Source organism: Corynebacterium aurimucosum, assembly GCF_030408555.1.
In the GTDB taxonomy this organism is placed as follows: domain Bacteria; phylum Actinomycetota; class Actinomycetes; order Mycobacteriales; family Mycobacteriaceae; genus Corynebacterium; species Corynebacterium aurimucosum.
In genome coordinates this window covers 1,933,739-1,959,542 of the sequence record NZ_CP047048.1, presented here as the reverse complement: position 1 = coordinate 1,959,542, position 25,804 = coordinate 1,933,739, and the positions used below count along the sequence as shown (strand labels likewise).

At 60.5% G+C, this 25,804-nt stretch carries 24 protein-coding genes, 2 tRNA genes and 1 other RNA gene; 19 read left to right on the top strand and 8 right to left on the bottom strand.

Annotation, left to right across the window (positions count from 1 at the left end; translation table 11 throughout):
- A complete protein-coding gene (locus CAURIM_RS09200; RefSeq protein ID WP_201827648.1) occupies positions 1-1,464 on the top strand; it encodes an integrase core domain-containing protein in 1,464 nt (487 codons plus the stop codon).
- A gap of 136 nt (positions 1,465-1,600) precedes the next feature.
- A complete protein-coding gene (locus tag CAURIM_RS09195; protein WP_201827652.1) occupies positions 1,601-2,173 on the top strand; it encodes a PIN domain-containing protein in 573 nt (190 codons plus the stop codon).
- A gap of 9 nt (positions 2,174-2,182) precedes the next feature.
- On the opposite strand, the gene CAURIM_RS09190 is transcribed toward CAURIM_RS09195, so the two are convergent.
- Together CAURIM_RS09190 and CAURIM_RS09185 are read right to left on the bottom strand one after the other, a co-directional pair.
- On the bottom strand, positions 2,183-2,602 hold the full coding sequence (locus CAURIM_RS09190; protein ID WP_201827654.1) for an organic hydroperoxide resistance protein: 420 nt from the start codon (positions 2,600-2,602) through the stop codon (positions 2,183-2,185).
- A gap of 63 nt (positions 2,603-2,665) precedes the next feature.
- Positions 2,666-4,000: an AAA family ATPase gene (locus CAURIM_RS09185; protein ID WP_201827657.1), complete on the bottom strand. Its 1,335-nt coding sequence runs from the start codon at positions 3,998-4,000 to the stop codon at positions 2,666-2,668.
- A gap of 152 nt (positions 4,001-4,152) precedes the next feature.
- Between CAURIM_RS09185 and CAURIM_RS09180 the strand changes: the two genes are divergently transcribed.
- From CAURIM_RS09180 to CAURIM_RS09135, 10 genes are all read left to right on the top strand, one after another.
- On the top strand, positions 4,153-4,578 hold the full coding sequence (locus CAURIM_RS09180) for a hypothetical protein (protein WP_201827660.1): 426 nt from the start codon (positions 4,153-4,155) through the stop codon (positions 4,576-4,578).
- 212 nt (positions 4,579-4,790) lie between these two features.
- Positions 4,791-4,864: transfer RNA gene (locus CAURIM_RS09175), tRNA-Ile, on the top strand.
- A gap of 135 nt (positions 4,865-4,999) precedes the next feature.
- The gene (locus CAURIM_RS09170; RefSeq protein ID WP_070711510.1) at positions 5,000-5,449 is read left to right on the top strand and encodes a Panacea domain-containing protein; all 450 of its coding nucleotides are present in this window, start codon (positions 5,000-5,002) and stop codon (positions 5,447-5,449) included.
- 74 nt (positions 5,450-5,523) lie between these two features.
- Positions 5,524-5,880, top strand: coding sequence for a hypothetical protein (locus tag CAURIM_RS09165; protein WP_083311489.1), 357 nt, complete (start codon positions 5,524-5,526; stop codon positions 5,878-5,880).
- Positions 5,881-5,980: 100 nt separating this feature from the next.
- Entirely contained in the window at positions 5,981-7,054 is a 1,074-nt protein-coding gene (locus CAURIM_RS09160; RefSeq protein ID WP_070527560.1) for a trimeric intracellular cation channel family protein, read from the top strand.
- 38 nt (positions 7,055-7,092) lie between these two features.
- Positions 7,093-8,691, top strand: a complete 1,599-nt coding sequence (locus CAURIM_RS09155; protein ID WP_201827663.1) for an ABC transporter substrate-binding protein — start codon at positions 7,093-7,095, stop codon at positions 8,689-8,691.
- A 43-nt stretch (positions 8,692-8,734) separates the two neighbouring features.
- A complete protein-coding gene (locus tag CAURIM_RS09150) occupies positions 8,735-10,306 on the top strand; it encodes a mechanosensitive ion channel family protein (RefSeq protein WP_201827666.1) in 1,572 nt (523 codons plus the stop codon).
- 278 nt (positions 10,307-10,584) lie between these two features.
- The gene (locus CAURIM_RS09145; protein WP_201827669.1) at positions 10,585-11,232 is read left to right on the top strand and encodes an excalibur calcium-binding domain-containing protein; all 648 of its coding nucleotides are present in this window, start codon (positions 10,585-10,587) and stop codon (positions 11,230-11,232) included.
- Positions 11,233-11,252: 20 nt separating this feature from the next.
- Positions 11,253-12,056 (top strand): serine hydrolase domain-containing protein, encoded by an 804-nt coding sequence (locus CAURIM_RS09140; RefSeq protein ID WP_070643984.1) that lies wholly within the window; start codon positions 11,253-11,255, stop codon positions 12,054-12,056.
- A 399-nt stretch (positions 12,057-12,455) separates the two neighbouring features.
- Entirely contained in the window at positions 12,456-12,935 is a 480-nt protein-coding gene (locus tag CAURIM_RS09135) for a hypothetical protein (protein WP_201827672.1), read from the top strand.
- 3 nt (positions 12,936-12,938) lie between these two features.
- Here CAURIM_RS09135 and CAURIM_RS09130 read toward each other — a convergent pair whose 3' ends face one another.
- Positions 12,939-13,718 (bottom strand): HAD-IIA family hydrolase, encoded by a 780-nt coding sequence (locus CAURIM_RS09130; protein ID WP_070643980.1) that lies wholly within the window; start codon positions 13,716-13,718, stop codon positions 12,939-12,941.
- Entirely contained in the window at positions 13,715-14,017 is a 303-nt protein-coding gene (locus CAURIM_RS09125; protein WP_070719527.1) for an acyl carrier protein, read from the bottom strand. The genes CAURIM_RS09130 and CAURIM_RS09125 overlap by 4 nt, the downstream gene beginning before the upstream one ends.
- A gap of 26 nt (positions 14,018-14,043) precedes the next feature.
- On the opposite strand from CAURIM_RS09125, the gene CAURIM_RS09120 reads away from it, so the two are divergent.
- Positions 14,044-15,057 (top strand): alpha/beta fold hydrolase, encoded by a 1,014-nt coding sequence (locus CAURIM_RS09120; protein WP_201827674.1) that lies wholly within the window; start codon positions 14,044-14,046, stop codon positions 15,055-15,057.
- A gap of 215 nt (positions 15,058-15,272) precedes the next feature.
- Here CAURIM_RS09120 and aceE read toward each other — a convergent pair whose 3' ends face one another.
- A complete protein-coding gene (gene aceE / locus CAURIM_RS09115; RefSeq protein ID WP_201827677.1) occupies positions 15,273-18,029 on the bottom strand; it encodes a pyruvate dehydrogenase (acetyl-transferring), homodimeric type in 2,757 nt (918 codons plus the stop codon).
- Between the two features lie 173 nt (positions 18,030-18,202).
- Between aceE and CAURIM_RS09110 the strand changes: the two genes are divergently transcribed.
- Together CAURIM_RS09110 and CAURIM_RS09105 are read left to right on the top strand one after the other, a co-directional pair.
- Positions 18,203-18,640 (top strand): DUF3052 domain-containing protein, encoded by a 438-nt coding sequence (locus CAURIM_RS09110; protein WP_046647091.1) that lies wholly within the window; start codon positions 18,203-18,205, stop codon positions 18,638-18,640.
- A 113-nt stretch (positions 18,641-18,753) separates the two neighbouring features.
- Positions 18,754-18,829: transfer RNA gene (locus tag CAURIM_RS09105), tRNA-Val, on the top strand.
- Positions 18,830-19,180: 351 nt separating this feature from the next.
- On the opposite strand, the gene CAURIM_RS09100 is transcribed toward CAURIM_RS09105, so the two are convergent.
- From CAURIM_RS09100 to CAURIM_RS09090, 3 genes are all read right to left on the bottom strand, one after another.
- Positions 19,181-20,397, bottom strand: a protein-coding gene (locus CAURIM_RS09100; protein ID WP_201827686.1) for an IS3 family transposase whose coding sequence is annotated in 2 segments (ribosomal slippage) — positions 19,181-20,136 and positions 20,136-20,397 — 1,218 coding nt in all. Because the reading frame shifts where the segments join, the coding sequence is not laid out codon by codon here.
- A 616-nt stretch (positions 20,398-21,013) separates the two neighbouring features.
- Positions 21,014-21,991 (bottom strand): SURF1 family cytochrome oxidase biogenesis protein, encoded by a 978-nt coding sequence (locus CAURIM_RS09095; protein WP_201827688.1) that lies wholly within the window; start codon positions 21,989-21,991, stop codon positions 21,014-21,016.
- A 31-nt stretch (positions 21,992-22,022) separates the two neighbouring features.
- The gene (locus CAURIM_RS09090) at positions 22,023-22,514 is read right to left on the bottom strand and encodes a low molecular weight protein-tyrosine-phosphatase (protein ID WP_201827691.1); all 492 of its coding nucleotides are present in this window, start codon (positions 22,512-22,514) and stop codon (positions 22,023-22,025) included.
- Between the two features lie 103 nt (positions 22,515-22,617).
- Between CAURIM_RS09090 and CAURIM_RS09085 the strand changes: the two genes are divergently transcribed.
- The 4 genes from CAURIM_RS09085 to rnpB all read left to right on the top strand — a co-directional run bounded on the left by CAURIM_RS09085 (position 22,618) and on the right by rnpB (position 25,788).
- Entirely contained in the window at positions 22,618-23,466 is an 849-nt protein-coding gene (locus tag CAURIM_RS09085; protein ID WP_201827702.1) for a Nif3-like dinuclear metal center hexameric protein, read from the top strand.
- Positions 23,467-24,183, top strand: coding sequence for a zinc ribbon domain-containing protein (locus tag CAURIM_RS09080; RefSeq protein WP_201827705.1), 717 nt, complete (start codon positions 23,467-23,469; stop codon positions 24,181-24,183).
- Complete coding sequence (locus tag CAURIM_RS09075; protein ID WP_201827707.1) at positions 24,180-25,340, top strand: bifunctional RNase H/acid phosphatase; 1,161 nt, start codon at positions 24,180-24,182, stop codon at positions 25,338-25,340. Before CAURIM_RS09080 ends, CAURIM_RS09075 begins: the two co-directional genes overlap by 4 nt.
- Before the next feature lie 15 nt (positions 25,341-25,355).
- An RNA gene (rnpB, locus tag CAURIM_RS09070) (RNase P RNA component class A) lies at positions 25,356-25,788 on the top strand.
- Positions 25,789-25,804: the final 16 nt, after the last annotated feature.

Below are 25,804 nucleotides of genomic sequence, written 5' to 3'. Positions count from 1 at the left end.
ATGGCTATTCCATTGCATAAGCGTAGAAAGGTCGCAGATTTCGATCCCGTTCGTGACGGCAAGACGGTCACACAGTTTTGCAAAGAATTAGGAATCTCGCGGCAGACGTACCACAACATCAAAAGCCGGATAGCGCAGAAGGGTCGCGCAGGTATTGTGCCTGATTCGACTGCCCCGAAGAATCCGATTAAGAAATTTGACGAGGCCGATAAAATCGCAGTCGTCCACGCCAGGCAGGAGTTGATGGAGCAAGGCTTGGATTATGGGCCTTGGTCGATCTACTACTTCTTGTTTGACACTTCGGGCCCAGATTCCACGCCGTCGCGTTCTACAATCGCCTCGTGGCTTCATGAGCTGGGATTTGTTGATGCCAATGCCCGCAAACGGCCACGCAGTTCCTATAAGCGCTTCGCCCGTGATCTCGTCGGTGAACTCTGGCAAATCGATGGACTGGTCTACCGCCTCTTTGACCATGCCCACACACATGTCACGATTTACCAGATTATCGATGATGCCAGCAGATTCGATGTCGGAACCACAGCGTTCGCTCTGCCAGAAAACGGTACTGATGCGCGCGCCGTACTGGCCGCAGCGTTCGCCGCCTACGGCAAACCTCAAGAAATCCTTTCCGACAATGGCGATGCGTTCGCCACCTATCACCGTGGTTTTCTCTCTGCTACTGAAACTTGGCTCGCTAGCCAAGGTGTACTTGCTATTGCTGGTTTCGCCCCGACAACCCAGGGAAAAGACGAACGCTCTCACCGCACGTTGACCCAGTTCCTCGATGCACGCCACCCAGTCAGCCTTGCTGAGGTCAACACATATCTGGCTGAATATCGCCAGGTCTACAACGAACGACGACGGCACCAATCACTGCTCGTCGGCAAAATGCACATCACACCACGCCAGGCCTTCGATACCTTCCCCAAGGCACCATCACCTACACATCCACTCGATCCTGAGCAGGTCTGGGCCCGCGTAGTCGCCTATAACCAAGCGCACAATCCACAAGCTGTATCCGAAATGCTAAACGGCCCCGCGGAAGCGGCAACTTCACACGAGGCCTGCATCGATGACATGGCAGCTTTGCAAGGCATACCTCCCACCGATACCCCCACACTAACGGCGCCGACGACAAATTCAACAAACCATTGGGATATCCCAGACCAGCTCTGCGTAAGCAAAGACGGCGTTGTACGCGTGTGCGGTTTCGGGCTCTACATTGGTCTGAGGTTTAAAAACCGCAGACTCTACTCCACGGTCACAGCCGAAAACGTTGCGGAGTTCTACACGGCCCATGACGGTGAATTCCTCTTCAGCGTGCCACTGCCGATCACGTTGAGCCACAGACCACCAGGTGGTCAGATCAACATCAACCTCGTTGAAGGAATGAAACACCGCCAACCACCGCGGATGAACCCGAAACTATCCAAACCCCGGCCGAAACGCAGGCCGCAACCATAAACCGCTAGAAGTGTCCAAGACATCCATGGACTCCGTGTCCAAAAAGACACCGGACTCCATGTCCAAAAACCCTATGGACATAACAGGTTAAAGCTAGCTTCTGCGTAGGCTTAGTCCCCTCAGTATCCTGTTGAGTATGCCGCAGAGAGTATTCGTTGATGCAAACATCTTAGCGAGTCGTACGATCCTTGATTGGTTGTTTGCGCTGCAGTGCCTGTCAGGGAGCATGTTTGTGTTTTATACGTCGCAAGACGTACTTGCGGAAGTCATACGAGTTCTGCGGCGGAAATTCCCTAAAGCGCCAGGGAAGATTGTTAACGATCGTGTCAAAAAGGTTGGGGCGGTGATGGAGGAAATCCTATGCGACTTCCCAGGGGACCTTCCTTTCGATGGCTTGGACCAGGATGATTACCATGTCCATGCTGCAGCGGTTGCTTCGCACGCTGACATTGTCTTGACTGATAACTCACAGGACGACATAACTATGTCTTCTGATGCGCAGCACTACGAAATTGTGAGCGCAGATGATTTCCTCATGCTCGTTCACGATTCCGCACCGCACTTAGTCTTGAGATGTACGAAGCAGCAACTTGATTACTGGCAAACACAATCTGGTTTTCGGGGGTTGGATCATGCACTAAAGCGGGCAGGTTGTCCGAACTTTGCCGGAGCAGTGCGCGAGGCATTAAAAGTCCTTGCGCGTCAGTAGAGCCTTTTCTTAGTCCTCCGCCACGGTGACGGTGACATCGATGTTGCTGCGGGTGGCCTTGGAATAGGGGCACATCTCGTGGGCGGCGTCGGCAAGCGCTTGGGCGTCCTCTGGGGCCAGGCCGGGGATGGTGACCTCGAGCTCGACGCTGAGGAAGAAGCCCTCGGAACCGTTGTTGAGGGTCACGCGCGCGCCGACGGCGGAGTCGGTGACGTCGACGTCCTTGTCCTTCGCCACAGCCTTCAGTGCGGAGTGGAAGCAGGCGGCGTAGCCGGCGGCGAAGAGCTGCTCGGGGTTAACGCCTTCGCCACTGCCGCCCATTTCCTTCGGGGTAGTCATGGTGAAGTCGAGGTCAGATTCCTGGACGACGGTGCGGCCATCGCGGCCAGAGCCAGTGGAGAGTGCTTCGGTGGTGTAGGCGGCGGTCATGAGTAACTCCTTCGTGGTTGAGAGGTTCTGGGGCGCCGATTGTACGCGGGAATGGAAGCTTGCTCACGCGCTGGCCGTGACGAGCTCCTTGAGGGCATTGAGGGCCTCACGGGAAGCGATACCGTAGCGCTTGCGCAGGAAGTGATGGGTGGCGTCGGGGTTGTCCAGTGACAAGTCTGTGCCGCTGAGGTTGTGCAGCTCCGATTCGCCGGCATCGGTCTTCTCCACGGACCAGAAGCTTTCTGGGCTAAGGCCCAGCTCGCCGGCGCGTTCGAGGGCGCTGAAGGCGTGGGAGGCAAAGATGAGCTGCGCGCCGTTGACGTTGATGCTGGGCTCGTTAAAGGCGTGGATGAGGAAGTCGAGAAGAGCTGGGCGCAGGGCGGAATCCAGCTCATCGGCAACCAGGATCCCGCCGCGGCGCAGAGTATCCAGCATCAGGGGAGCGGTGGCCATCCAGTTTTGTGTGCCGCCGGATTCATCGGTCAGCTTCAGCTCGTAGAAGGAATCATCGGTCTTGTGCTCCACGATGATGGCGTGCAGCAGGGATTCGATCTCAGCATCGGAGTAGGCACTGAACTCGTTGGGGCGGTGGATGCTGCCGCTATTGCGGCTGAGCGCGTCGATGACGGGGCGCATCTGGCGGAAGACGTGCTCCGGGATGTGGTCCTGGTTGAGCCGCACAGAGTGGATTCCGGCATCGGCCGCGCGCAGCAAGGCGGCAGACTCATGCAGGTGGAGCTTGCCGGTGCGGATAAGGGTGGTGATGCGTGCGGTAGTGTTCATCGCGGTGTGCCCGTGCGGCAGGTAGGCCACGTCGTGCACTAGGGCGCGCGCTAGCGGGGCGAGGATGGGGTGCTCATCGCGCAGGCCGGCAGACAGGATCAGCTCGGTGTCTGTCACGGGGCCGAGCTTGGCCACATCCCCCTTGTCCATAAAGGACTTAGTCCACTGCACTTCCTCACCGCGGGTGCGCACAAAGCAGGGGCTCCACCTGGTCGAGGGCACGCGGCTGAGCCACTCGGCATGCACGCCGGTAAAGCTCCACTGGAAGCCGTAGAGATAGCGCACGCCATCGAGCTCAAATTCCAGCTCAAAAGTGCTGGGTAGGCGTTGCGTGCGGGGGTTGAGGCGGTACGGGGCGTGGGGGAGTTGGTTGGGTGGGGCGTCGGCAAGCCAGGTGGTGGCGGAGGACTCGATGGCGAGCAAGGCGAAGGCGAGGGCGTTGAGGACGCTGCTCTTTCCGGATGCAGTGGGGCCGATAAGGACGGTGATGGGGTCGCTGACCTGCTCCCAACCTTCCTTCGGCGCGGTGGAGTGCTGCCAATGGTGGTACAGCGAAAGCGTCTGCGTGGCGCGGATGCTGCGGAAGTTGGACACGCTAAAGGAAAGGAGCCTCATGGTCGCGACACTACAGGCTCACGCATGCCGGATCATAGACGGCTGTTTTAGAACCGGGTGCGTGCCCGCATCCGGATTTCGGACTCATCTTAGTGGCGGCTGGTAGCGTCTGTTTACATACCGCAACTAGCAACCACAGGAGGCCATATCCTATGGACGGGGATACCACTGGGCTGCTCGTATGCGTCGGTTTAGTGCTGGTCATGGTGGCCTACTGGACCTTTTATATACGGTACGTGCGGAGGAATCCCCAATCAGAAGAGTGGTACGACTCAGCCGATGCAACAGGCGCGGAAAGCGATGGCGTCCTCTTCATTTATCCTTATGGCACACTCATTATGGGCGCGGCCGGTGTCACAGGGTTGTTGGCAAGTGCGAACCTTCCCGAGTCCGTCGAAACGGTGCTGATTGTTCCGCTCGTGGCGGCTTTTGTCATCGGGGTTATTGGGTTTACGGGGGCGATTGGGATTCCGCTTCCGTGGCCTTTTGTTCCGCGTTGGGTCGTGGACATCCGCACAGCAAAGCGCGCGCGACGCCGCGCGCGCAGGCAAGCCAGAAGGATGAAAAAGGAGGAATAAGCCTGGCAGCTTACCCAGCGTCCTAGAACCCAGCCCGACTAAAAAGTGAGCAGAAGCGTGCCTTGGCTCCTCCCTGGCGGTGAAAGGGCGGAAGAGTGCTGTCGAAGTTCAGACAGCGATTTCAGGGGCCTAAATTGTCGTTTTCTGGGCCCGCCGATTAATGTTGCTGGGAGCGGATTCGCTGTGTGCGCAAAAGCATGCAGGGAATACGCGGGGCTATAGCTCAGTCGGTTAGAGCTACGGACTCATAATCCGTTGGTCCCGGGTTCGAGCCCCGGTGGCCCCACAATTCGAAGCTTCCATTGCTCATTCCTTTTATGCTGTCCTTTTTTGGGGTGCGTTGTACGTCGTTTCGAACGTTGGGATGGTGCCGTGTCTCGGGCCTGTTGTACTCTTGGCAGGAACTGGAAGGAGGGCAGACATGGAACAATATACGGCGCGGCAAATAGCTGAATGGTTCGTGGCGTGGGCTGATGAAACTGACGATGCAGAAATTACGCAGCTCAAGCTTCAAAAGCTTCTTTACTACGCCAAGGGGCTGCATATGCGCAATTCTGATGGTCTGCCGCTTTTTCCTGAACGAATGGAAGCATGGGCACATGGCCCAGTAGTCGTAGATGTCTACCATGACGTTAAGCACTACGGAAAGCTTCCCATCGACCCCGATGAGTTCATCTCGGATGATTTCAACTGGGATGATTACCGCGACGTTGAGCAGGATTTGATTGAAGTGTGGGACAAATATGGTCCTTATTCCGCATGGGCATTGCGGAATAAAACCCACACCGAATCTCCTTGGAAGAAGAACTTCGTCGAAGGCAAACGCGGGTTGGAAATAACGGATGCCGATCTGAAGAACTATTTCTGCTAGCTGTGAGCAAGAAAAGTAAACGACGGGGGAGTAGGCCAACCAGAGGGGTGAGGAGCGCCCCAGCCTCAAGCGTCGTGGATGCTCTTCGTAGCTCGCGGGCTGACTATCCGCTCCTGTCAACGCGATTCCTGCAGAAGGGGTGGGGATTCGAAGAACTAGATGATTCGATGCGCGCAGAGTTTCTAGAAAAATGGCACAAACGGTCAGTGCTTTCATGGAAAGAGCTGGCACAGCATCCCAAGCACGGACTCGGCTCAGAGTTTATTCCGGCAAGCGCGATTATTCCTCAGATTCCTCGGCAGTTTCAGGATGTCGAGAGATTCCGGGTTTACCGCCATAAAGGGAATCTCCCTTTTGCGGGCTGGAAAGACGGGGAAGTGTTTTACGTCATTTGGATTGAGAAAGCCTACAACGAGCTCTACGAGCATTAGCTCCTGTTCTGAGCCCTCGTAGGTCAGCATTTAGGCGGAGCATTCCAAGGAATAGCTCCTTAATGCGAGAATCCGCTCGCTACCCGTTACGATGACCACTATGAGCGTTGTCGAGATGGACCCATTGATCGAGTCGCTGTACTACTGGTCCGACATCATTGGTGTCCTCCTCATGGGCATGATTGGCGGAACGATGGCGCGGCAGCGCGGCTATGACATCGTGGGCTTCTTCTTCATCGCGATGTTCTCTTCCCTCGGCGGCGGCATGATCCGTGACGTGCTCATCAACCGCGGAACCGTCGCCGCGATGAGCCAGCCGGAGTACCTCTACCTGGCGTTTACCGGAGCCATCATCGCCCGCTTCGTCTACTTCAAAGGCAAGACGTGGGACTATGTGCAGTCGCATGGTGATGCGGTGGTCTCGGCGCTGTGGGCGTCGACAGGCGCGCTCAAGGCTATTGCCTATGGCCTGCCGCTGATTCCCTGCATCATGATGGGTGTGTTCACGGCCACGGGCGGATCCATGATTCGTGATATCGCCATGGGCCGCGAGCCGGCCGTCTTCGGGGATAACACCCCCACCGTGATTCCCGCGGTGGCTTGTGCCCTGGTGGTGCTGGGCGCGGATTCGGCCGGCTACCTGGCCTGGGGAATCATCCTGGGCCCCATTGTCTCCTTTGTGATGACGATGCTGGGTATTTGGGCCGGGTGGCGCGTACCTGCCCGCCAAGAGTGGGCGCCAGTCAATGACACCGCGGCCTACGTCATGGTGATGGCGCGTAAGGCGGAGAGTAAGGGTAGGGCCGTGGGGCGTCGCCTAGAGCCCACGAAGCTGCGCTCCTGGCGCCACAACCAAATGGAAAAGGCACTGCAACGCCGTATTGAGCGCGAGGTACGAGCCGGCAAGCGGCGTGCGGAAGCGGCTATCGACGCCAACGAGTTCCTCGACTCCTTCAACGAGGAAGTAGCAGAGATGTCAGAGATGATGGAGCCCGCCACCGCGGAAGTAGAAACCTCCGACTTCGGTGTGGATCTAAGCGGTGACTCCTATGAGACCCCGAGCGCCGATGAGCCCTCACCGCGCGAGCTTCTGGACCGCATTTTGGCTGATGATCAGCTCACCGATGAACTGGTGGAAAGGCTCATGCGTCGCTATGAAAAGAGGGATGATTAGATGCTTTAAAGTATGGGTGAAAGTGAGGTGATGAGCGCGTGACGTCGAGGCGTTCTTTTCTGGGCCTGCTGGGGGTGCTGGCAGTGTCGGGGGCAGTGGCACCTGCGGTGGTGAGCTGCGCTTCGGAACCGGACCGCATTGATACCTCAGGCTTAGACCTCATCACCACTGATATTTCAGAGCCGCAGCGCACCCTCATCCCGGCTGATTCCAACGATGTGCCGGGGCAGACCATCATCAACTTGGTGTATTCCGGATTGATGTATCTGGATGAAGATGGTGATACCCACTATGACATGGCGGAATCCATCACACAGGTCGATGACACGACCTATGACGTGGTGATTCGTGAGGACGCAGAGTTCTCCGATGGCTCGAACGTTACTGCTGAGGACTTCGTCGATACGTGGAATACCGCGGTAAACCAGTCGCTGCTGTCTGCGCACCATTTTGAACCGATCCTAGGTTTCCACGAGGGCGGCAAGACTATGCGTGGCCTGACGGTCACGGGGCAGAAGTCCTTCCTCATTCAGCTCTCACGTCCCACGGCGGGATTCCTGGAGAGGCTGGGTTATTCGGTCTTTTTCCCCATGCGTTCCGAAGACCAAGACAAGTTGAGCGAGCGCGGAATGGAACCCATCGGCAGCGGACCGTACATGCTGGCCTCTTGGGAGCGTGAGAAGGCAATAACCCTCGTGCCGAACCCGCGCTATAACGGTCCGCGCAAGCCACAAAACGAGGGAATCACGTTCGTTGTCTACTCCTCGGAAGAGAAGGCCTACCAGGATCTCGTCGAAGGCCGGTTGGACGTGCTCACGCGCATCCCGTCGGAGAGACTCGGCAGCTTCGAAAAGGACCTGGGTGAGCGTGCGCTGACTAAGCCAGGTGGCTCCATCATGGAAATCACCATCCCCGCCAATGACGCGAATTTCCGCGGTGAGGCTGGGCGCTTGCGCCGCCGCGCTATGTCCATGGCGGTGGACCGCGAAAAAATTGCTCAAGAAGTCTTCCACGACATGGTGGTTCCGGCCACCAGTTTCGTCGCGCCCCTCTTTGGCTCCACCCCGCCCGCCCCGGAAGGAGCCGACGTGCTGACCTACCAGCCGGACAAGGCCCGCGAGCTGTGGGCGCAGGCGGAAGAGCTAAAACCCTTCGAGGGCCCGTTCAGCATTGGCTATAACGTCGATGGCGGCCACAAGACGTGGATTGACGCGGTGGCGAAACAGCTGACGGATACCCTCGGCGTTCCCGCGGAGGGCCAAGAGTTTGGCACCTTGAAGGACCTGCGCAAAGAGGTTACTGCCCGCCACATCACCGGGGCCTTCCGCACGATCTGGCAGGCGGAGTTTCCAGAGGAATCGACCTTCTTGGTTCCCTTGTATGCTTCCTACTCCTCAGAGAATGAGTCAGGCTTTAGCAGCCGTGAATACGATAAGTTGCTGGAAAAGGCAGGTAAGGCACAAGACCACGAGGAAGCCCAGAAGTACTACACCGAAGCGCAGAGCTTGCTGCTGGAAAAGATGCCGGCCATCCCGCTGTGGACGACAAAGTCTTACACCGCTTACGGCGCAGATATCGTCCCCGCCGGCTTCACGTGGAAGCCCACCCCGAATTACTATCTCATCCACCGCGCTTAAAGTTCCAAGGGTTCTATCAGCCTGAAGGAGTAATCTCGGCGAAATGCTGAAGTACTACATGTTCGCCATCTGGCAGGCCATCGTGGACCATGGCTTGCCGCTGTTGGGAATGCTTCTGTTGGGCATTCTCATCCCGCGTATCGGCCGGCTGGCCGTGCGGGTGATTGAGTCCCGTTTGGATGAGAACCAAGAATCCACCAAAGCGCGCCTAGCGCTTGCCGGGGCGCTGGTCTATGTGGCGCAGGCGGTGGTGTACTTCCTGCTCGTGCTGGCTGCGCTGTCCAATCTTGGGGTGCCACCCCTCGGCGCGGCGATTCCGGCGACCGTCGTCTCGGCTGCCGTCGGTTTCGGTGCGCAGTCCATCATCGGTGATTTCCTCGCGGGTTTCTTCATCCTGTCGGAAAAGCAGTTCGGTGTGGGGGATTACGTCAGCTTCGACGGCGTGACGGGTGTGGAAGGCACCGTGGTATCGCTGACTCTGCGTACGACGACGGTGCGCACGCCCACCGGTGAAGTCGTCATGGTGCCCAATGGTTCTGCCGGCGTGGTCACGAACTTCTCCCAAGAGTGGTCCCGTGCGGTGGTGGATATTGCCATCCCGGTTCATGAGGGCGATTCCTTGCCGGAGATCACCGAGCAGGTGGAAAAGATTTCTCAGCACGCCCTCGGTGCCCCGGAAATCCGCGAGGATGTAGCTGGCGAGCTCGACGTCCTGCCCGCTACCGGGCTTACCGCACCCACTGCGGCTGGCCAGCCCTGGCAGGTACAGTATCGCGTCTTGGTGCAGGTAAACCCCGCCCGCCAGTGGGCGGTGGAGCGCGCTATTCGCTCAGCCCTGCTGTCCTCCTTCTGGGATCTCTACAAGCTGCCCACGGCGGAGGGCTTGCCGGGCGATGCCCCGCAGGTGCTTGACGATGCCTCCGATACCACCACCCCCACCACCGTCATGCCGGCGGCAGATACTGCTGAGCTCTCGCAGCACAGCGCGACGTCGGATAGCGCGGCTGAGGCGCAGACGGAGGTCATCGCTACGGACGCTGTGGCGGATGCCGCCGAGGAGCCTCAGGAGAACATGGATGACGGCCCAGGCCGTCCGGCGTTCTCCGATGAATCCAACGACGAGGAAGAGGACGACTACAAGGGCGGCATCTGGCGCGCCGATAAGCCGGAGACTAAGTGGCAGTATTTCTGGACGCTGGGCGGGCGCGTGCGCGCCTCCACTATGGGACTCTTCGCCTCGCTCGGCGTGGTGGGCCTGCTGCTCCTTTTCTCTGCCAACCCGGATGGGGTGGATGCCGGATGGCTTTCGCCTTCGCGCTGGATGGGGGACTCAGAAGCAGCTTCTGAGTCCGCGGAACCGTCTGAGCCTTCGGCCGCACCGAATAGCACGCCGCAGGATGCCCCGGCTACTGAGCCCACGGGCCAAGAACCGACGGATGCAGGCCAGCCGGCGACGCCGACTGATAGCGCCCCGGACAGCGAGGCCACGTATGTCCCGGCGGATCCGCAGGCCCCTGCAACGCAGACCCCAGCGGAGCAATACTCCGAAACAGCTGCACCAACAGCTAATGAGCAGCCCACCGTGAACGCCACGGAGCCTTCCAGCGCGATGTAGGTCCTGTAGAAAGCCCAACAGGGTTGGAAGAGCGTCGCCGAGAGACAGCAACACCGTACAGCACTCAGGGGGCAGCACCGAGAGGTGCTGCCGGGAAACGCTTGGAGAGGCCGCACCAGAGATATGAGTGATAGGGAAGTGCAGCGGCGCAATGCGCTACACCTTATGTATCGCCAAGGCGGGGTCATTCGTTAACGAAGCGTGTGTCGGGGGCAATCCAGCCCCAGCTCATTGCGTAATTTCCTGTGGGGAAGAACCACGGGCTATAACTTATCTTTATGACTAAGTTCTCTCGTGCGGTTCTCGCCGCCTCTGTCTCTGTTTCTCTTTGTTTATCCGCTGTTGTTCCTGCTCAGGCGGAGACTGCTGGTCAGGGAGTCGAGGCTCCTGCCGCTGACTCCTCCGCCGCTGATACTGGTGCAGATTGGTCCTCCGAGCAGGACGCTGCATCCTCCATCCAGGATGCTGAGTCCTCTGAGCAGAGCTCTGATTCTTCCAGCGAGGAAGATGATGCTGAGTTCCAGCAGTCCTCCCAGGGGGAGAAGATTGCTCTTGGCGTGGGCATTTCCGCAGCCATTCTCGCGGCAATTGCTGGCGGCGTCTACTGGGCCGTGCAGCAGCGCATCATCCCGAATCCGCTTCCAGGTCTGATTCCTTCGCCGCCGGCCCCTGCGCCGGCCCCGGCTCCCGCACCAGCGCCTGCTCCGGCACCACAGCCAGCTCCCGCGCCCGCACCAGCTCCTGCTCCGAAGCCTGCGGCCAAGCCCGCTCCCGCCCCGGCACCGAAGCCGGCTCCGGCATCCTTCACTCGCTGTTTGGACGTGTGGAACGCACTGGAGCGCCCCATCTATGCGGGGGAGCCGGGATTCCGATCCAAGTTCGACAAAGACGGTGACGGGGTAGGCTGCGAAATCGATCCGCGCTAAGTCCCGTTAAGCTGGAGCGCATGAGCGCTTTTTCTTCTCTTGAGTCCTGGCCAGTCGATACCGTTGCTGCCGCCCTGCTGCACCGCGGCGAGGTGGTAGAGCAGCTGGGAGATACCTCCCGCCGCTTCCCGGTGGCGTCTGTGACCAAGTTGGTGGCCGCCTATGGGGTGATGGTGGCCGTCGAAGAAGGGGCGGTGGAGCTGGATCAGCCTGCAGGCCCTGACGGCTCCACGCTGCGCCATCTTTTGGCCCATGCCTCGGGGGTGGGCTTTGATACTCGTGAGCAACAAAAACCAGTCGGCGAGCGCCGCATCTACTCCTCAGCCGGCTATGAGTGGGCCGCCGAGGAAGTGGAAAAGGCCACCGATATTCCCTTTGCTGAATACCTTGCTGAAGGCGTGTGTGCCCCGCTCGGCATGCAGGCGACGATCCTGGAAGGTTCGGCCGGGCACGGCTTGGTTTCTAGCGTGGAGGACCTTGCTGCTTTTGCTGCCGAGGTACATTCGCCCAGCCTGCTCGATCCTTCGACGGTGGAGGAAATGCGCAGCGTTCAGTTCCCTGGGCTGCGCGGCATCGTTCCCGGCTATGGCAGCTTCAAGGACTGTACGTGGGGGCTGGGCTTTGAAATCCACGGCGAGAAGAAGCAATGGATGGGTGGCTTGCCGGCCGATACCGTGGGTCACTTCGGTATGAGCGGGACTTACCTGTGGGTGGCGGGTGATTGGGCCATGGTGGCGCTCACGGACCGTGACTTTGGTGAGTGGTGCAAGCCGCTGTGGGCTGAGTCCAACACGGCCATCTGGGAGGAGTGCCAGGCGCGCTAGGCACGGTTGTGCGAAGGTCCTGGACGTCGTCGCGGCGCCCTTCGGTGCGCCGCGACGGGGGTAGTGGGAGGGCTGTGATGACAACGCGCGCATGGTGCGTGCGTTAACTTGTGTGGTTCAAGTGATTTGTGGGGCGAATTTCGGGGTAGAAGTCTCAAGTCTTTGTTGAGGCTGTGGGGGCTTAAGTGCAGGTTGAGGGTTGTTGTGGCCCAAGTGGCAAGGGAAAATTGTGGTCACACAACGACGCACCGCGTGGCCACATACTGCGGCCACACCAGGCGGTGTTCGCGCCTCGGCGCGAGTGACGTGATGAAGACAAGTTCGTAGGGGAAGACGAAGCTCGTCTTGCGTCGGCGCATGCCGGCGTGCCATCACTCGCACGTCAAAGGAGTTTAAGGAGTGAATCAACGCGTTCACCCGCAGCTGGCCGGTGCCGCCGTGCCGGCCGCTTCAGCCACCCCACTTGGTAGCCCGGCGGATAGTTGGCCCAACCGTGCCTGCGGTGAGGTCTGCACAGCCGTGCTAGAGATCTCAGGCATGCCGCGCAGCCTGCGCCCTGCCATTGAGCGCGCCATGGCGCGCTGTATTCGCAGTGAAAGCGAATTCATCGTCCCCGGCGATGACCCGCTGACCGCCCAGTGGTGCACCCGTTGGCGTCGCGACCCACTATGGGACGTTGTCAGCATGAATGCCGACAACACGATAACGACGGATGCCGACAACGTAGTTAAAGGGGAAGCCGCCAACGCAGGTTGCACCGGAATCGGCTGCCAGCAAGTGCTCACCGGAACGCCCAGCGAATTGGAAGCGCTGGGCCGCGCGGTGGAGATGCTGGCAGGGGAGTACGGTTTCCGGGGCGTCGTCAAGCGCGCGGTCTAAGGCCTAGTCCGCGAAGGGATCGAGGATACGCTCCGGCAGGTCCGCCACGGAATCAATGATGCGCGTCGGGCGGAAAGGATAGCGCTCGATGATGCGGTCATCGCTGATACCGGAGCGCACCAGGATGCTACGCATGCCGGCCTCCAGGCCAGACTTGACGTCGGTATCCATGCGGTCACCGATCATCACGGTGTTCTCCGAGTGCGCGCCAATGTTATTCAACGCGCTGCGCATCATGACCGGGTTGGGCTTGCCCACGTAATAAGGCTCGCGGTTGGTCGCTGCGGTGATGAGTGCCGCGACAGCGCCCGTGGCTGGCAGCACGCCCTGCGGGGCCGGGCCCGTAACATCCGGGTTGGTGGCAATGAACCGCGCGCCGTCGCGGATGAGATTGATTGCCGTGGTGATGGCTTCAAAAGAATACGTGCGGGTCTCACCCAAGACCACGAAGTCCGCGTCCCGGTCATTGAGAATCCAGCCGGCCTCGTGCAGGGCGGTGGTCAGACCAGACTCGCCCACGACATAAGCCGTGGACAGCCCCGCCTGGTTGGAGAGGAAAGCCGCCGTGGCCGTCGCGGAGGTCCAGATGCGCTCCGCCGGGATATCCAGGCCTGTGTTCTGAAGACGTGCTGACAGGTCCCGCGGGGTGGACATCGAGTTATTAGTCAGAACCATGTACTCGATGTTGTTATCCTTCAGCGCTTGGATGAATTTATCCGCGCCGGGAATCATCTCCCCTTCCTTGATGAGGACGCCGTCCATGTCCGAAAGATAAGAAATCACGAGTGTTCCTCCACATACTCAGCAAGTTCGCCCACCGTGGTCACGGAGAGCATGGTTTCTTCATTAAGACGGACCCCGCAGGCTTCCTCGAGGCGCACGGCTAATTCGATGCGCTCGAGTGATTCAACCCCCAGGTCCTCCAACTTCGCTTCGCGCTCCAGGCCTTCCTCCACGCCGGTCACCTTTGTGATGAGGCGGGTGAGCTCACTATAGGCGTCGCCGGCGGGGGCAGAATCTTTCTCTTCTGCCGGCGCGGAGCCGAAGCGGGCTTGGAGTTGCGCTGAAAGGTCATTAGCCATGGGGCCCAGTCTAGTATTGAAATGTCATGGTTATTCGAGCACGTTCCTCCGCCATCGCCCGCAGCTGGTCGCGCCGGGTTCGCCCCCGCATGCGCGCCGTCGAGCACACCGTCCACAACGATCTGCATGATCTCACAACAAAGCCAGGGCTGACAGGAGTGAGCGACTCGGGCTTCGTGGATAACGACGGCGTGCGCGTGGCCTGGTACGAGGTGGGCCCTGAGGATGCGGAGGTCACCGCGGTTTTCATCCACGGCTATTGCCTGTCTGCTGAGAGCTTCTACTCCCAGGTCAACGACGTGCGCCGTAACTATCCAACGGTGCGCTGCCTGCTTGTCGATGTCCGCGGCCACGGCCAATCCACCCACGTCGCCCCCGCGCAGTGCACGGTGCGGGGCGCGGCCGATGACGTGCTGGCCGTGATTTCCGAGCGCGCCACCGAGGGGCCCTTGGTCCTCCTCGGGCATTCCATGGGCGGGATGATCGCGCTGAATTTATTACGCCGCGCCCCGCGGGATGTCTTTGATCGCGTCGAAGGAATGGCGCTGGTGGCCACCTCGATGCAGCGTTTTGCCGCCGCTGGCGTGGCTCGCATCTTGGAATCGAAGACGCTGGGCATGGTCTACCGCGCTTGCCTGAAGCTGCCGAACCGGCTCAACCGCGTGCGCTTCGAGGCAGCAGCACTCATCGCCCCGGTGTTTGCGGCGCTGTTGCAGGGCTTCCCGCAGATGGACAAGCTGCAATTCCACGTGGCGATGCTGCTGGATACCCCGATGTCGAGCTACGCGGGCTTCTTCGATGATTTGGTGGAGCACTCCGAGTACGGCGCAACGGCGCGGCTGCGCAGCGTGCCGGGGGAAATCGTGGTGGGCCAGCATGACATTGTGACCCCGCGCCGCCAATCGGAGGTCATTGCCCGCCACTGGCCGGACTCTACCCTGACCGTCATCGATGGCGCCGGCCACATGGTCATCCTGGAAGAGCCTAGCGAGGTCTCTAAGGCTTTGGGCAGGGTCCTCGATCGCGTGCTCGGCAACTAGTCCTCGCCGCTGATGGCTGCTGAGCCTTTTATCGGCGTTGGCTGAGCCTCCTGTGGTGGTCGAACTGCCCGTTCTGCCAAAGTTATAGCCTCTGATTCAAGATCTGGCCAGAGCTTTGGCAACAAGGGCAGTTGCCCCTGGGCTGGAACATGAGTTGAGCATGAGAAAGCCCCTCCTGCTCAGGCAGAAGGGGCTTGAGGCCTTAAGCTCTAGCCTTAGTCCTCATCGGAGGACGTGGAGACGGTGGCGGTCGGGTCGTCGAGCTTCAGCTCGCGGGCCGCCTTCTCTACGGTGCTGCGCTCCACCTTGCCTTCGCGGGCGAGGCCCTCGAGGACGCCGACGACGATGGACTCGGCGTCGATGTTGAAGTAGCGGCGAGCACCCTCACGGGTGTCGGAGAAGCCGAAGCCGTCTGCGCCCAGGACGATGTACTCACCCGGGACGTAGGGGCGAATCTGCTCCTGCAGGTCCGTGGCAAAGTCGGAGACGCCGACGAACGGTCCCTCGAAGCTCTTGAGCTGGGAGGTAGCGAAAGCCTCGGTCGGCTCCGTGCCCTTGCGCAGCGCCTCCTGGTTGCGGGCAGCACCGTCGCGAGCCAGCTTGACCCAGGACGTGACGGAGAACAGCGAAGCCTTGACGTCGTAGTTCTCAGCCAGGATCTCCTGGGCGCGCAGAGCCTCGTACATACCCACACCGGAGGCCAGGATGTTGGCAGGGATGGAGCCGGACTCAGCGGTGTTGTAGTGGTAGATGCCCTTGTGCAGGCCCTCGACATCGAGGTTCTCCGGCTCGGCAGGCTGCTTGACCGGTTCGTTGTACACGGTGATGTAGTACATGATTGGCTCGTTGTCCTCGCCGTACATGCGCTCGATACCGCGGGGGACCAGGTGCGCAATCTCGTAGCCGAAGGCTGGGTCGTAGACCTCCACAGCCGGGTTGGTCGACGCCAAGATTGGGGAGTGGCCGTCCATGTGCTGCAGGCCCTCACCGGTCAGGGTGGTGCGGCCGGCGGTCGCGCCGATGATGAAGCCGCGTCCCAGCTGGTCGCCGGCGGCCCAGAAGGCGTCGCCGGTGCGCTGGAAGCCGAACATCGAGTAGAAGATGTACAGCGGAATCATCGCCTCGCCCTGGGTGGCGTAGGACGTCGCTGCTGCGGTGAAGGAGGCAGCTGCGCCTGCCTCAGAAATGCCCTCGTGCAGAATCTGGCCGTCCGTGGCCTCGCGGTAGGAGAGCATGAGGTCATGGTCCACTGGGACGTAGTTCTGGCCGCGTGGGTTCCAGATCTTGAGAGTCGGGAACCAGGAGTCCATACCGAAGGTGCGGGCCTCATCCGGAATGATCGGAACGACGCGCTTGCCCAGCTCCTTGTCACGCATGAGCTCCTTGAAGGTACGCACCAGAGCCATGGTCGTGGCAACGTCCTGCTTGCCGGAACCCTTGCGAACCGAGCGCAGCTTGGACAGATCCGGGGTGGTCAGCGTCTCGAAGTTCTCACGGCGCTCCGGCAGGAAGCCGCCCAGCTCTTTACGACGCTCCAGCATGTACTTGATCTCCGGAGCATCCTTGCCCGGGTGGTAGTACGGCGGCAGGTACGGATCGGCTTCGAGCTGCTCGTCGCTGATCGGGATGCCCTGCTTATCGCGGAAGAGCTTCAGATCCTCCAGCGTCAGCTTCTTCATCTGGTGGGTCGCATTGCGGCCCTCGAAGTTGTGGCCCAGACCGTAGCCCTTAATGGTGTGGGCCAGGATGACCGTCGGGCGGCCGGTGCCCGCGTAGCTCAACGCCTTGTCGTATGCGGCGTAGATCTTGCGGTAGTCGTGGCCGCCGCGGCGTAGTGCCCAAATCTCATCATCGGACATGTCCTCCACCAGCTTGAGCGTGCGCTCATCGCGGCCGAAGAAGTGCTCGCGAACATAAGCGCCGTCGTTAGCCTTGAAGGTTTGGTAGTCACCATCGGAGGTGGTGTTCATGATGTTGACCAGGGCGCCGTCCTTATCGGCTTCAAGCAGCTTGTCCCAGCCGCGGCCCCAGACAATCTTGATGACGGACCAGCCGGCACCGCGGAAGAAGGACTCCAGCTCCTGAATGATCTGGGTGTTACCGCGCACCGGGCCGTCGAGACGCTGCAGGTTGCAGTTGACCACGAAGGTCAGGTTATCCAGCTCGTAGAGGGAAGCCATCTGTAGCAGACCGCGAGACTCCGGCTCATCCATCTCACCGTCACCCAGGAAGGCCCAGACGTGCTGCTTGGAGGTGTCCTTAATGCCGCGCTTCTCCAGGTACTTGTTGAAGCGCGCCTGGTAAATGGCGTTGATCGGGCCAAGGCCCATGGACACGGTGGGGAATTCCCAGAAGTCCGGCATCAGACGCGGGTGCGGGTAAGAAGGCAGGCCATTGCCCTCACCGCGGGAGTGCTCCTGGCGGAAGCCATCGAGGTCCTCCTCGCTCAGGCGGCCCTCCATGAAGGCGCGGGCGTAGACGCCTGGGGATGCGTGCCCCTGGAAGAAGACCTGGTCACCGCCGGAGGGATCATCCTTGCCCTTGAAGAAGTGGTTCAGGCCCACCTCGTACAGCGGGGCAGCGCCCGCGTAAGTAGAGATGTGTCCGCCGACGCCGATGCCCGGGCGCTGCGCGCGGTGCACCATGATGGCCGCGTTCCAGCGGATCCAGCGGCGGTAGCGCTTCTCCAGTTCCTCATCGCCCGGGAACTCTGGCTCGAGGGAGGTGGGGATGGTGTTAACAAAATCCGAGGACGTCAGGGACGGCAACGGCACGCGCTTAGCGGTAGCGCGCTCAAGAAGACGCAGCATGAGGTAGCGGGCGCGCTCCGGATCGGAAGAATCTAGAAGACCATCGAGGGAGTCCATCCACTCGCGGGTCTCCTCCGGGTCGGAGTCATGCAGGTATGCTGCCACGCCATCGCGAACGATGGGAAAGTTGGAGTCGCCGTTGTGGGCGTCCAAGTCGGCCATTAAATCCTCCTGGGTCGTAGTACACAGATCTTGCTCTAGGATACGCGCCCCTTTCGCGGTGGGGCACTCGGAGGCCCCCACGGGTGGTTTTATGAGGGAAAATGTCCACCTCTGGGCGAGATCGGGGGCGGTTCGACGCGAAAAAGTGCACCGTAGACGTTAAAATACTCTGCATGACATCAACTACTTCATCGGAAGGAACTCAGCGAGTGACGGGATTTGCAGCCAAGCTCGGTATCGAGGAGGGCCAGATTGCCCTAGAACTTGGCTGGGACGAGGACTGTGACTCCACGATTTCTGAGTCCATCGAGGACGTGTTGGGGGAGGACTTCCTCGAGGAGGAGACCGACGAGCTGTGTGACCTCGTGCTGCTGTGGTGGCGCGCGGAGGACGGCGACTTGGTCGATGGGCTGGTGGATGCCACCCGTCCCCTGGGCGATTCCGGCCGCATCTGGCTGCTGACCCCGGGTGCTGGAAAGCCGGGCAACCTGGAGCCGGGTGAGATCTCCGAATCCGCACAGCTGGCCGGCCTCGTACAGACCAAGGCTGAGCGCCTCGGCGAGTGGCAGGGTTCCTGCCTCGTGGCCCGCGGCTACACCAAGAAGCCCTAAAGAATAACCGCAGGATATACCTGCTCAGGCGGCATTCGCGGCGTCGAATCACACCCTGATTTGTTGCTGCGGGTGCCTATGGGCTAATCTTGTTCGAGCACACCAAGTGTACTGCGGCTTTAGCTCAGCTGGAAGAGCAACTGGTTTACACCCAGTAGGTCGGGGGTTCGATCCCCTCAGGCCGCACCAAATGAAACCCCTTTCCGTTAAGTCGGAGAGGGGTTTCGTCGTGCTCGGCGGTTGCCCGCGGGTGCTCTAGGGCGAAGGCCGCTTTGGCGGTCGGCGTAGATGCGGACTGCTCCGGCTGCTTTGAGTTGGGTGTGTTGGCGTTCGGGGGTTTGGTCAGGGTTTAACCCTAGCGAACACTTGGTATGGTTCCGGAATTAGTGTTCGGTTAGGGTATACCTCAAATGTGAAGCTTCCTAGAACAATGGCCGAACGATGTAATCCGGGTGGGGGAGACTACTAACCACACAAACCCGCGCTAAAACAGCTGGGGTTGCCCGCAAATCGTGGACACGTAGTGGAGCTACCTAGTGGTTAGGCAGCTATTTCTTTTCTGCTGTTGATTGCGCCGGTGTGGTTCTCGAAGTCGACGGGGCTGACCATTCCGAGTGCAGAGTGCCGGCGCCGACGGTTGTAGACGACTTCAATCCAGTAGGCAACGGCCTTGCGTGCAGCATCACGGGTAGGCCATCGCTTACGGTCGTAGAATTCAGTCTTTAGCGTCGACCAGAACGACTCAGCCATCGCGTTATCGAAGCACACACCAGTACGCCCCACAGACTGAGCAATGCCCAGTCTGCTGCAGACCTCCCAGAGCTTCTCACTGGTAAATTGCGTTCCGCGGTCAGCGTGAAACACCAGCCCATCAGGAACATCACCGCGCAGTGTATGCGCCATCCGCAGGGCCCGTTCGACCAGGTGTGTGTCTTGCACGCTATCCATAGCCCAGCCCAGCACTCTGCGGGAATGACCATCGCGGACCGCGCACAAGTACAACCAGCCCTCACCGGTGCGAAGGTAGGTAATATCTGACATCCACACTCGGTTGAGCTCACCAGTATCAAACATGCGCTTGACCAGGTCAGGAAGACTCGACTTACGCTTGGCTTGGATTGTAGTCACCGGGACAAAGGCACGCGGTGAAATCCCTTCAATGCCCATCATGCGCATCCGCTTCGCCACAGTCTTACGGTTAAGCGAAATGTGGTAGCGCTCGGCAAGCTCTGCGGTGATCCGCGGAGCACCATAAACCTCATCGGAGTCTTTCCAAATCTGATGAATCTTACGGTCAACATCATCGTAAAATGCTGCCCGATCATCCTTTCCGGATAGTCGTTTCTGCTGCACATGGGCCCATTTGTAGTATCCAGACCGAGATACTTTTAATAGTCGTGCCATGCGCTTGATGCTGTAGTTCGCCTTCTCCTGCTGCATTAGTTCGAACTTTTCTGCTCGCGTTGCCTCAAAGCGAAGAAGGCTGTCGCTTTTGACAAAAACTCGTTATCCATCTTGGCTTCCGCCAACTCACGGCGCAGACGAGCATTCTCAGCACGAAGATCAGCCTCACTCATCCCATCCGAGGCTCCTCGGCGTTCACGCTCGAGTTTGACCCACCGGCCTAAAAGCCCGGCGGAAACACCGATTTCCTTAGCCACATGGGCAATTGGGCGCTCTGACTCGATTACCAGGTTCGCGGCCTCACGCCGGTACTCCGGCGTGTACTTCTTGCGCTGTTGACTCACAATGAACATCCTCTCTTACGGACACAAGATCCGTACAAATAGGGTGTCCACTAAACGAGGGTAACCTCACAGCAAACATGTATTGAGGAGGATGGCATTGACGCGTAAACAGAAAAGCGCAGCCTACTGGTCGAGCGTTACTGTCGTTGTAGTGCTGTTCATCGCAACGCTTGTAATCAATTATCTAGCAGGACTAAGTGCTGATGAATCATACTTTGGAGCACATTGGTGGCATCGTCTGGCGTGGGTTACGCCACTGTTGTTCTTGGCTTCTTTGATTTGGGCCTGGTTCGAGCACAGGAAGGTGCATCGGTATCCGCATTGACCCATATTTAGTAGGGTCGCGCGTGAATGAGAAGGAAGCCTTTGCGCTTGGGTGAAAGATGCTTTTTGCTCTAGTGGGGAGTGTCGATCGGGCCTAACCCCCGACGTGTCTACTTTCCGGGGTCAGGCCCATGTCTTCGCCCCAGTTGGGAATGCAGTTCTCAGCGGTGCAGCCAGCGGCTTCAAGAATACTGTCGGCAATCTCCATGTTTAGAAAGCCGGCAATCTCGGAAATCTCGGTTTCGGTCGCTTCTCACGTCCACGCAATCGCGTTCATGATCGTCCCCTTTGGGGGCCGAGGCTAGAAGCGTTCCTGACCGCGCTCGCGGATCTTCTCGTAGAAGTCCGGCTTGGCGGAGCCATAGCGCGAGCGGGAGCGGCGGGAAGGCTGCGTTCCAGCCGCCGGTCTTGGTCCTGAGGCAGAAGGCGCTGTGGCTTCGGGGTGCTCGCTCGCAGGCTCCTCGTGCTCGGAGATATCGACGTCTGCGGACGCATCGGGGGAGCCAGCACTGGTGGCGGCCGCGGTGGCCTCGGCCATCAGGGCTTCCTCCTCGCGGGCGCGTCGGCGCTCCCGAATCTCGGACCACACGAAATACGCAAAGCCCAACGGCGCCATGATGCCGAAGGCAATCCATTGGTAGCCATAGGAGAGGTGATTGCCGCGATCCAACTTCGGCACCGGCAGCGCATTAAGCTCACCCGGCTGATCGGGGGAGAGTTGGAGGTAGTCGTGGGCGAGGGGGACGTCGACAAGCTCTGCTATCTGCTCCGTATTGATGGAATAGACCTGCGTGTAGCCCTGCTCCTCAATGGGGGCGGAGGAGTGCTCGCGCTCGTTGTAGCGCGCCATGCCCACGATGGTCACCTTGTCCGTGGGGGCCGGGTCGATGTGGGGCACAGAATTACCCTCATCCGTAGGCACCCAGCCGCGGTTGACCAAGAAGGTCTCGCCGGATTCGGTTTCAAAGGGAACCAGTGACTGGAAGCCCGGGGCGGACTCCACGGGGCGCAGGCGCAGGAGAACCTCATCCTCCGGGAGGTAGCGGCCGGTCAATTCCGCGCGCTCCCACTCCTTGTGCAAGGAACCATCCGCCGAAAAGACCTTGGTGACCGGCTGGGGGTCGGCCTCATAGGCTTCCTCAATGAGGTGGTTGCGCTCCACAATCTGGTCGTCTTTATTCAGCTGCCACGGTGCCAGAACAGTGAAAGAGAAATAGGAAAAGGCGACGACGAAGATGAGAAAGAGCACCCACCCAGGCTTGAGGAATGTCTTGAGCATGATGATCAGTCTAGTAGCCGCAAAGAATTATCTAGCCGTGGTTCGCCTTAATCCACTCGAGTAGGCCGGGAACGGCGGCATCAATCTCCTCGCGGGTGCGGGCGAAATCCTCCTCCGTGCCGTAGAACGGATCCTCTACGCTGGCATCCTCCGGGGAATTCGGATCGAAGCTGCGCATGAGACGCACCTTCTCCTGCGGGATGCCGCGCTCCAGGAGGGCATCGCGGTGGCCGGTGTCCATGGCCACGAAGAGATCCGTGTCCATGTGCTCTTCGCCCAGCTGGGCAGCCTGGTGGCCGGCACCATCGTGGCCGCCGCGGCGCAGTTCAGCAACGGCGCGCTCATCCGCGCCCTGGCCCACGTGCCAGCCGCCGAGGCCGCAGGAATCTACGCGCGCGAGGAGATCGAGCATGTCGGTCTCCATGGCATCGCGGGTAATGATTTCCGCCATTGGTGAGCGGCAAATATTGCCCGTGCATACGAAGACGATGTGGAGCTGGTTGGAGTTCTCCGGAGGCGTCATGCAAAGGCTCCTTAAGCTAGAGGGGTGCGCTGGCGAACGAAAGCTAGGATATAGCAGCGACGCGATTGACGTGAAACCTCAAGCCGTATAAGGAGCATAGGAGATGGCAGAACACACGACCGTTGGCGAGATCCGCCGCGTTATCCACGAGGCCTACCCGCCGCAGCTGGCCGAGCCCTGGGATGCCGTTGGCCTGGTATGCGGCGACCCCACGGATGAGGTGAGCACCGTGGCTTTCGCTCTGGACTGCACCCAGGAGGTGGCAGACAAAGCTGTGGAACTCGGCGCGCAGATGCTCGTGGTGCATCACCCGCTGCTTCTGCGCGGGGTGACCTCGGTGGCGGCGGATACCCCGAAGGGCAAGATCATTCACACTCTCATCCGCAACGGCGTGGCCCTGTTGGCCGCGCATACCAACGCGGATAAAGCACGCCCGGGTGTCAACGACAAGCTGGCTGAGCTCGTCGGTATCAAGCCTGGGCGCCCCATCGTCCCGGTGGAGCCCTATGAGAACCTCGACGAGGCCTTAGGGTTGGGGCGCGTGGGCGAGTTGGAGGAGCCGGTGACTCTGCGCGAATTCACCCAGCGCGTGGCCGATGCCCTCCCGGAAACTGAATGGGGAGTGCGCGCGGCTGGTGACCCGGAGCGGATGGTCAAGCGCGTGGCCGTCTCCAGCGGCTCGGGGGACTCCTTCCTGGACCAGGCGGCCGCGCTCGGCGTGGACGTCTACGTCACCTCCGATTTGCGCCACCACCCGGTGGATGAGCACCTGCGCGCCGCGCACTTGGCGGAGCCGGAGGGCCCAGCCGTGGTGGATACTGCTCACTGGGCCAGCGAGTTTCCCTGGACTGCCCAGGCGCGCGATATTGTGGAGGGCGCATTGCGCGTGAACACCGAGATCATCGATGTCCGCACCGACCCATGGACGATTTCTGCGCATAAGGAGAACTAAATGAAACTGCCACAGGACTTGCAGAACATCCTGCTGGAGCTGGCCACCCTCGAGCGCTCCCTGGCGCATGGTGGGACTCCCACCATCCCGGAGCAAGAGGAATACGAGAAGGCTCAGGCTGCACACGCCCGGCTTGTCGACGCCTCCGGCTCCGCCCAGCTCGCCGTCGATGATATGGAGATGGAGATCCTGCGCATCCAGGCTGATGAGCGCAAGCTGCGCCAGCGCGAGCGCGATGACAAGGCACAGCTTGGCGCCGCGACCGATCCGGAGACCCGCAAGGACTTGGAGCACGATCTCTACGCGGCCAAGTCCCGTATCGCGGATCTCATGAGCGAGCTGCAGGAAGCCCATAACGAAATCCATGCACTGCGCGCCAACCTGGATGTCCACGGCGCAAAGGTCTCCGATTCCGAGCGCAAGCTCGAAGTACTCAAGCGGGCAGCTGAGGCCGCCCAGGAGGCCGCGGCGAACCGACCGGATCCGCAGGTGCGCATCGGCGAGCTCCGCGAGCAACTGCCCGCGGATGTCCTGGAGGAGTACGAGACCGTGCGCGAAGAAAACGGCGTGGGTGCGGCTGCCTTTACCGGCCGCGGCTGCGGCGGTTGCTTCATCGTCTTGCCGCCTGCTGAGCAGAACGCAGTGCGCAACGCGGCGGCCGATGAGCTTCCGCAGTGCTCCGATTGCGGCTCCTACCTGGTGCGCCCAGCCTCATGAAGCTAGTCATCTTTGCTGATGGCGGCTCCCGTGGCAACCCCGGGATAGCCGGTTCTGGCACGGCGGTCTACAACGAGGACCGCTCGCAGCTGCTCAAGGAAACCGCCTACGTCGTGGGGCAGAAGTCCACCAATAACGTGGCCGAATACCACGGGCTGCTGCGTGGCCTGGAGGCCGCGGTGGAGCTGGGGGCCGACGAGGTGGAGTTCTATATGGACTCCAAGCTCGTGGTGGAGCAGATGAACGGGCGCTGGAAGATCAAGCACCCGGACATGCAAAAGCTCGCCATCGAGGCACGCCGCCTGCTCAACCAGATTCCGCGCTTCAGCCTCGAGTGGGTACCGCGCGCCAAGAACTCGGTGGCCGATGAGCTTTCCAACGTGGCCATGGATGCCGCCGCGAAGGGCGAGCCCGTGGGCATCCTCGACATGGGTGCCGACGACGCCACCGAAGCGGACGCTGCTGTCGATGCGGCGGGCGGCGGAGAGGCGTCGCCAAGCGCGGCGTCCTCAACCGCGGCCGACTGGCGCCCCGAGTGTGGCCCGGCCACCCGCTTCATCCTGCTGCGCCACGGGCAGACGGCGATGTCCGCCGCCAAGCAATACTCCGGGCGCGCGAACCCCGAGTTGACTGAGTTGGGCAAGAAGCAAGCGCTCGCCGCCGCCCAAGCCTTGGCCGATACCCACATCGATGCCGTGGTGTGCTCGCCGTTGCGCCGCTGCCAGCAGACGGCCGCGGCCGTGGTGGAAGGCCGGAACCTGCGTGTGGAAACCATCGAGGATCTCATCGAGGTGGACTTTGGACGCTGGGAGGGCAAGACCTTTGCTGAAGCCGACGCCGCCGACCCCGAGCTTCACGCGCGCTGGCTGAAGGATACGTCCGTGGCCTGCCCGGGCGGGGAGTCCCTGCGCGCCGTGCACCGCCGCGTCAGTGCTGCGCGCCGTAAGTTGCAGCAGCGCTACGCGGGGCAGACCGTTCTCGTGGTTTCCCACGTCAACCCCATCAAGTCCTTCGTGCGCCAGGCGCTTGATTCCGGACCGCAAACACCCAACCACCTCTTCTTAGAGCTGGCTTCTGTGAGTGAGGTTGAATTCTTCGACGGCGGCAGCACTCTGCACCGTTTCAACGATGTGGGGCATCTGGGCGCGCTGCGATAAACTAACAGGCGCGAATGAGCCGACCGGGCAAACGCGTTCCGTCGAACCGGTTCCGTTATGGGACTAGGCGCGGGCCGAGGAAAGTCCGGACTCCACAGAGCACGGTGGTTGCTAACAGCAACCCGGGGTGACCCGCGGGAAAGTGCAACAGAAAGTAGACCGCCGCGCCCTTCGCTTCGCTCCGGCGCGGCGTGGGGTAAGCGGTAAGGGTGAAAGGGTGCGGTAAGAGCGCACCAGCACCGTCAGCGATGGCGGTGGCTGGGTAAACCCCACTGGGAGCAAGGCATCACGGCCCGCCACGCTAGCGGGCCCGATCAGGCGTTAGTAGGTTGCTCGCCGAAGCCTGAAGGTAGCTGCTTGAGTCAACTGGCAACGGTTGGCCTGGATGGATGTTTGCCACCGCGCCACCCGCGCGGCACAGAATCCGGCTTATAGGTTGGCTCATTCGCGCCCTACACTTTTAT

Bases quoted from the DNA above. Each gene is read 5' to 3' on its own strand.
- CAURIM_RS09200 (WP_201827648.1), top strand. From the start codon at position 1: ATGGCTATTCCATTGCATAAGCGTAGAAAGGTCGCAGATTTCGATCCC.
- CAURIM_RS09150 (WP_201827666.1), top strand. From the start codon at position 8,735: ATGCTGAAGTACTACATGTTCGCCATCTGGCAGGCCATCGTGGACCAT.
- CAURIM_RS09180 (WP_201827660.1), top strand. From the start codon at position 4,153: ATGGACGGGGATACCACTGGGCTGCTCGTATGCGTCGGTTTAGTGCTG.
- CAURIM_RS09075 (WP_201827707.1), top strand. From the start codon at position 24,180: ATGAAGCTAGTCATCTTTGCTGATGGCGGCTCCCGTGGCAACCCCGGG.
- CAURIM_RS09125 (WP_070719527.1), bottom strand. From the start codon at position 14,017: ATGGCTAATGACCTTTCAGCGCAACTCCAAGCCCGCTTCGGCTCCGCG.
- CAURIM_RS09120 (WP_201827674.1), top strand. From the start codon at position 14,044: ATGGTTATTCGAGCACGTTCCTCCGCCATCGCCCGCAGCTGGTCGCGC.
- CAURIM_RS09145 (WP_201827669.1), top strand. From the start codon at position 10,585: ATGACTAAGTTCTCTCGTGCGGTTCTCGCCGCCTCTGTCTCTGTTTCT.
- CAURIM_RS09085 (WP_201827702.1), top strand. From the start codon at position 22,618: ATGGCAGAACACACGACCGTTGGCGAGATCCGCCGCGTTATCCACGAG.
- CAURIM_RS09160 (WP_070527560.1), top strand. From the start codon at position 5,981: ATGAGCGTTGTCGAGATGGACCCATTGATCGAGTCGCTGTACTACTGG.
- CAURIM_RS09095 (WP_201827688.1), bottom strand. From the start codon at position 21,991: ATGCTCAAGACATTCCTCAAGCCTGGGTGGGTGCTCTTTCTCATCTTC.
- CAURIM_RS09170 (WP_070711510.1), top strand. From the start codon at position 5,000: ATGGAACAATATACGGCGCGGCAAATAGCTGAATGGTTCGTGGCGTGG.
- CAURIM_RS09185 (WP_201827657.1), bottom strand. From the start codon at position 4,000: ATGAGGCTCCTTTCCTTTAGCGTGTCCAACTTCCGCAGCATCCGCGCC.
- aceE (WP_201827677.1), bottom strand. From the start codon at position 18,029: ATGGCCGACTTGGACGCCCACAACGGCGACTCCAACTTTCCCATCGTT.
- CAURIM_RS09110 (WP_046647091.1), top strand. From the start codon at position 18,203: ATGACATCAACTACTTCATCGGAAGGAACTCAGCGAGTGACGGGATTT.
- CAURIM_RS09140 (WP_070643984.1), top strand. From the start codon at position 11,253: ATGAGCGCTTTTTCTTCTCTTGAGTCCTGGCCAGTCGATACCGTTGCT.
- CAURIM_RS09190 (WP_201827654.1), bottom strand. From the start codon at position 2,602: ATGACCGCCGCCTACACCACCGAAGCACTCTCCACTGGCTCTGGCCGC.
- CAURIM_RS09090 (WP_201827691.1), bottom strand. From the start codon at position 22,514: ATGACGCCTCCGGAGAACTCCAACCAGCTCCACATCGTCTTCGTATGC.
- CAURIM_RS09195 (WP_201827652.1), top strand. From the start codon at position 1,601: ATGCCGCAGAGAGTATTCGTTGATGCAAACATCTTAGCGAGTCGTACG.
- CAURIM_RS09080 (WP_201827705.1), top strand. From the start codon at position 23,467: ATGAAACTGCCACAGGACTTGCAGAACATCCTGCTGGAGCTGGCCACC.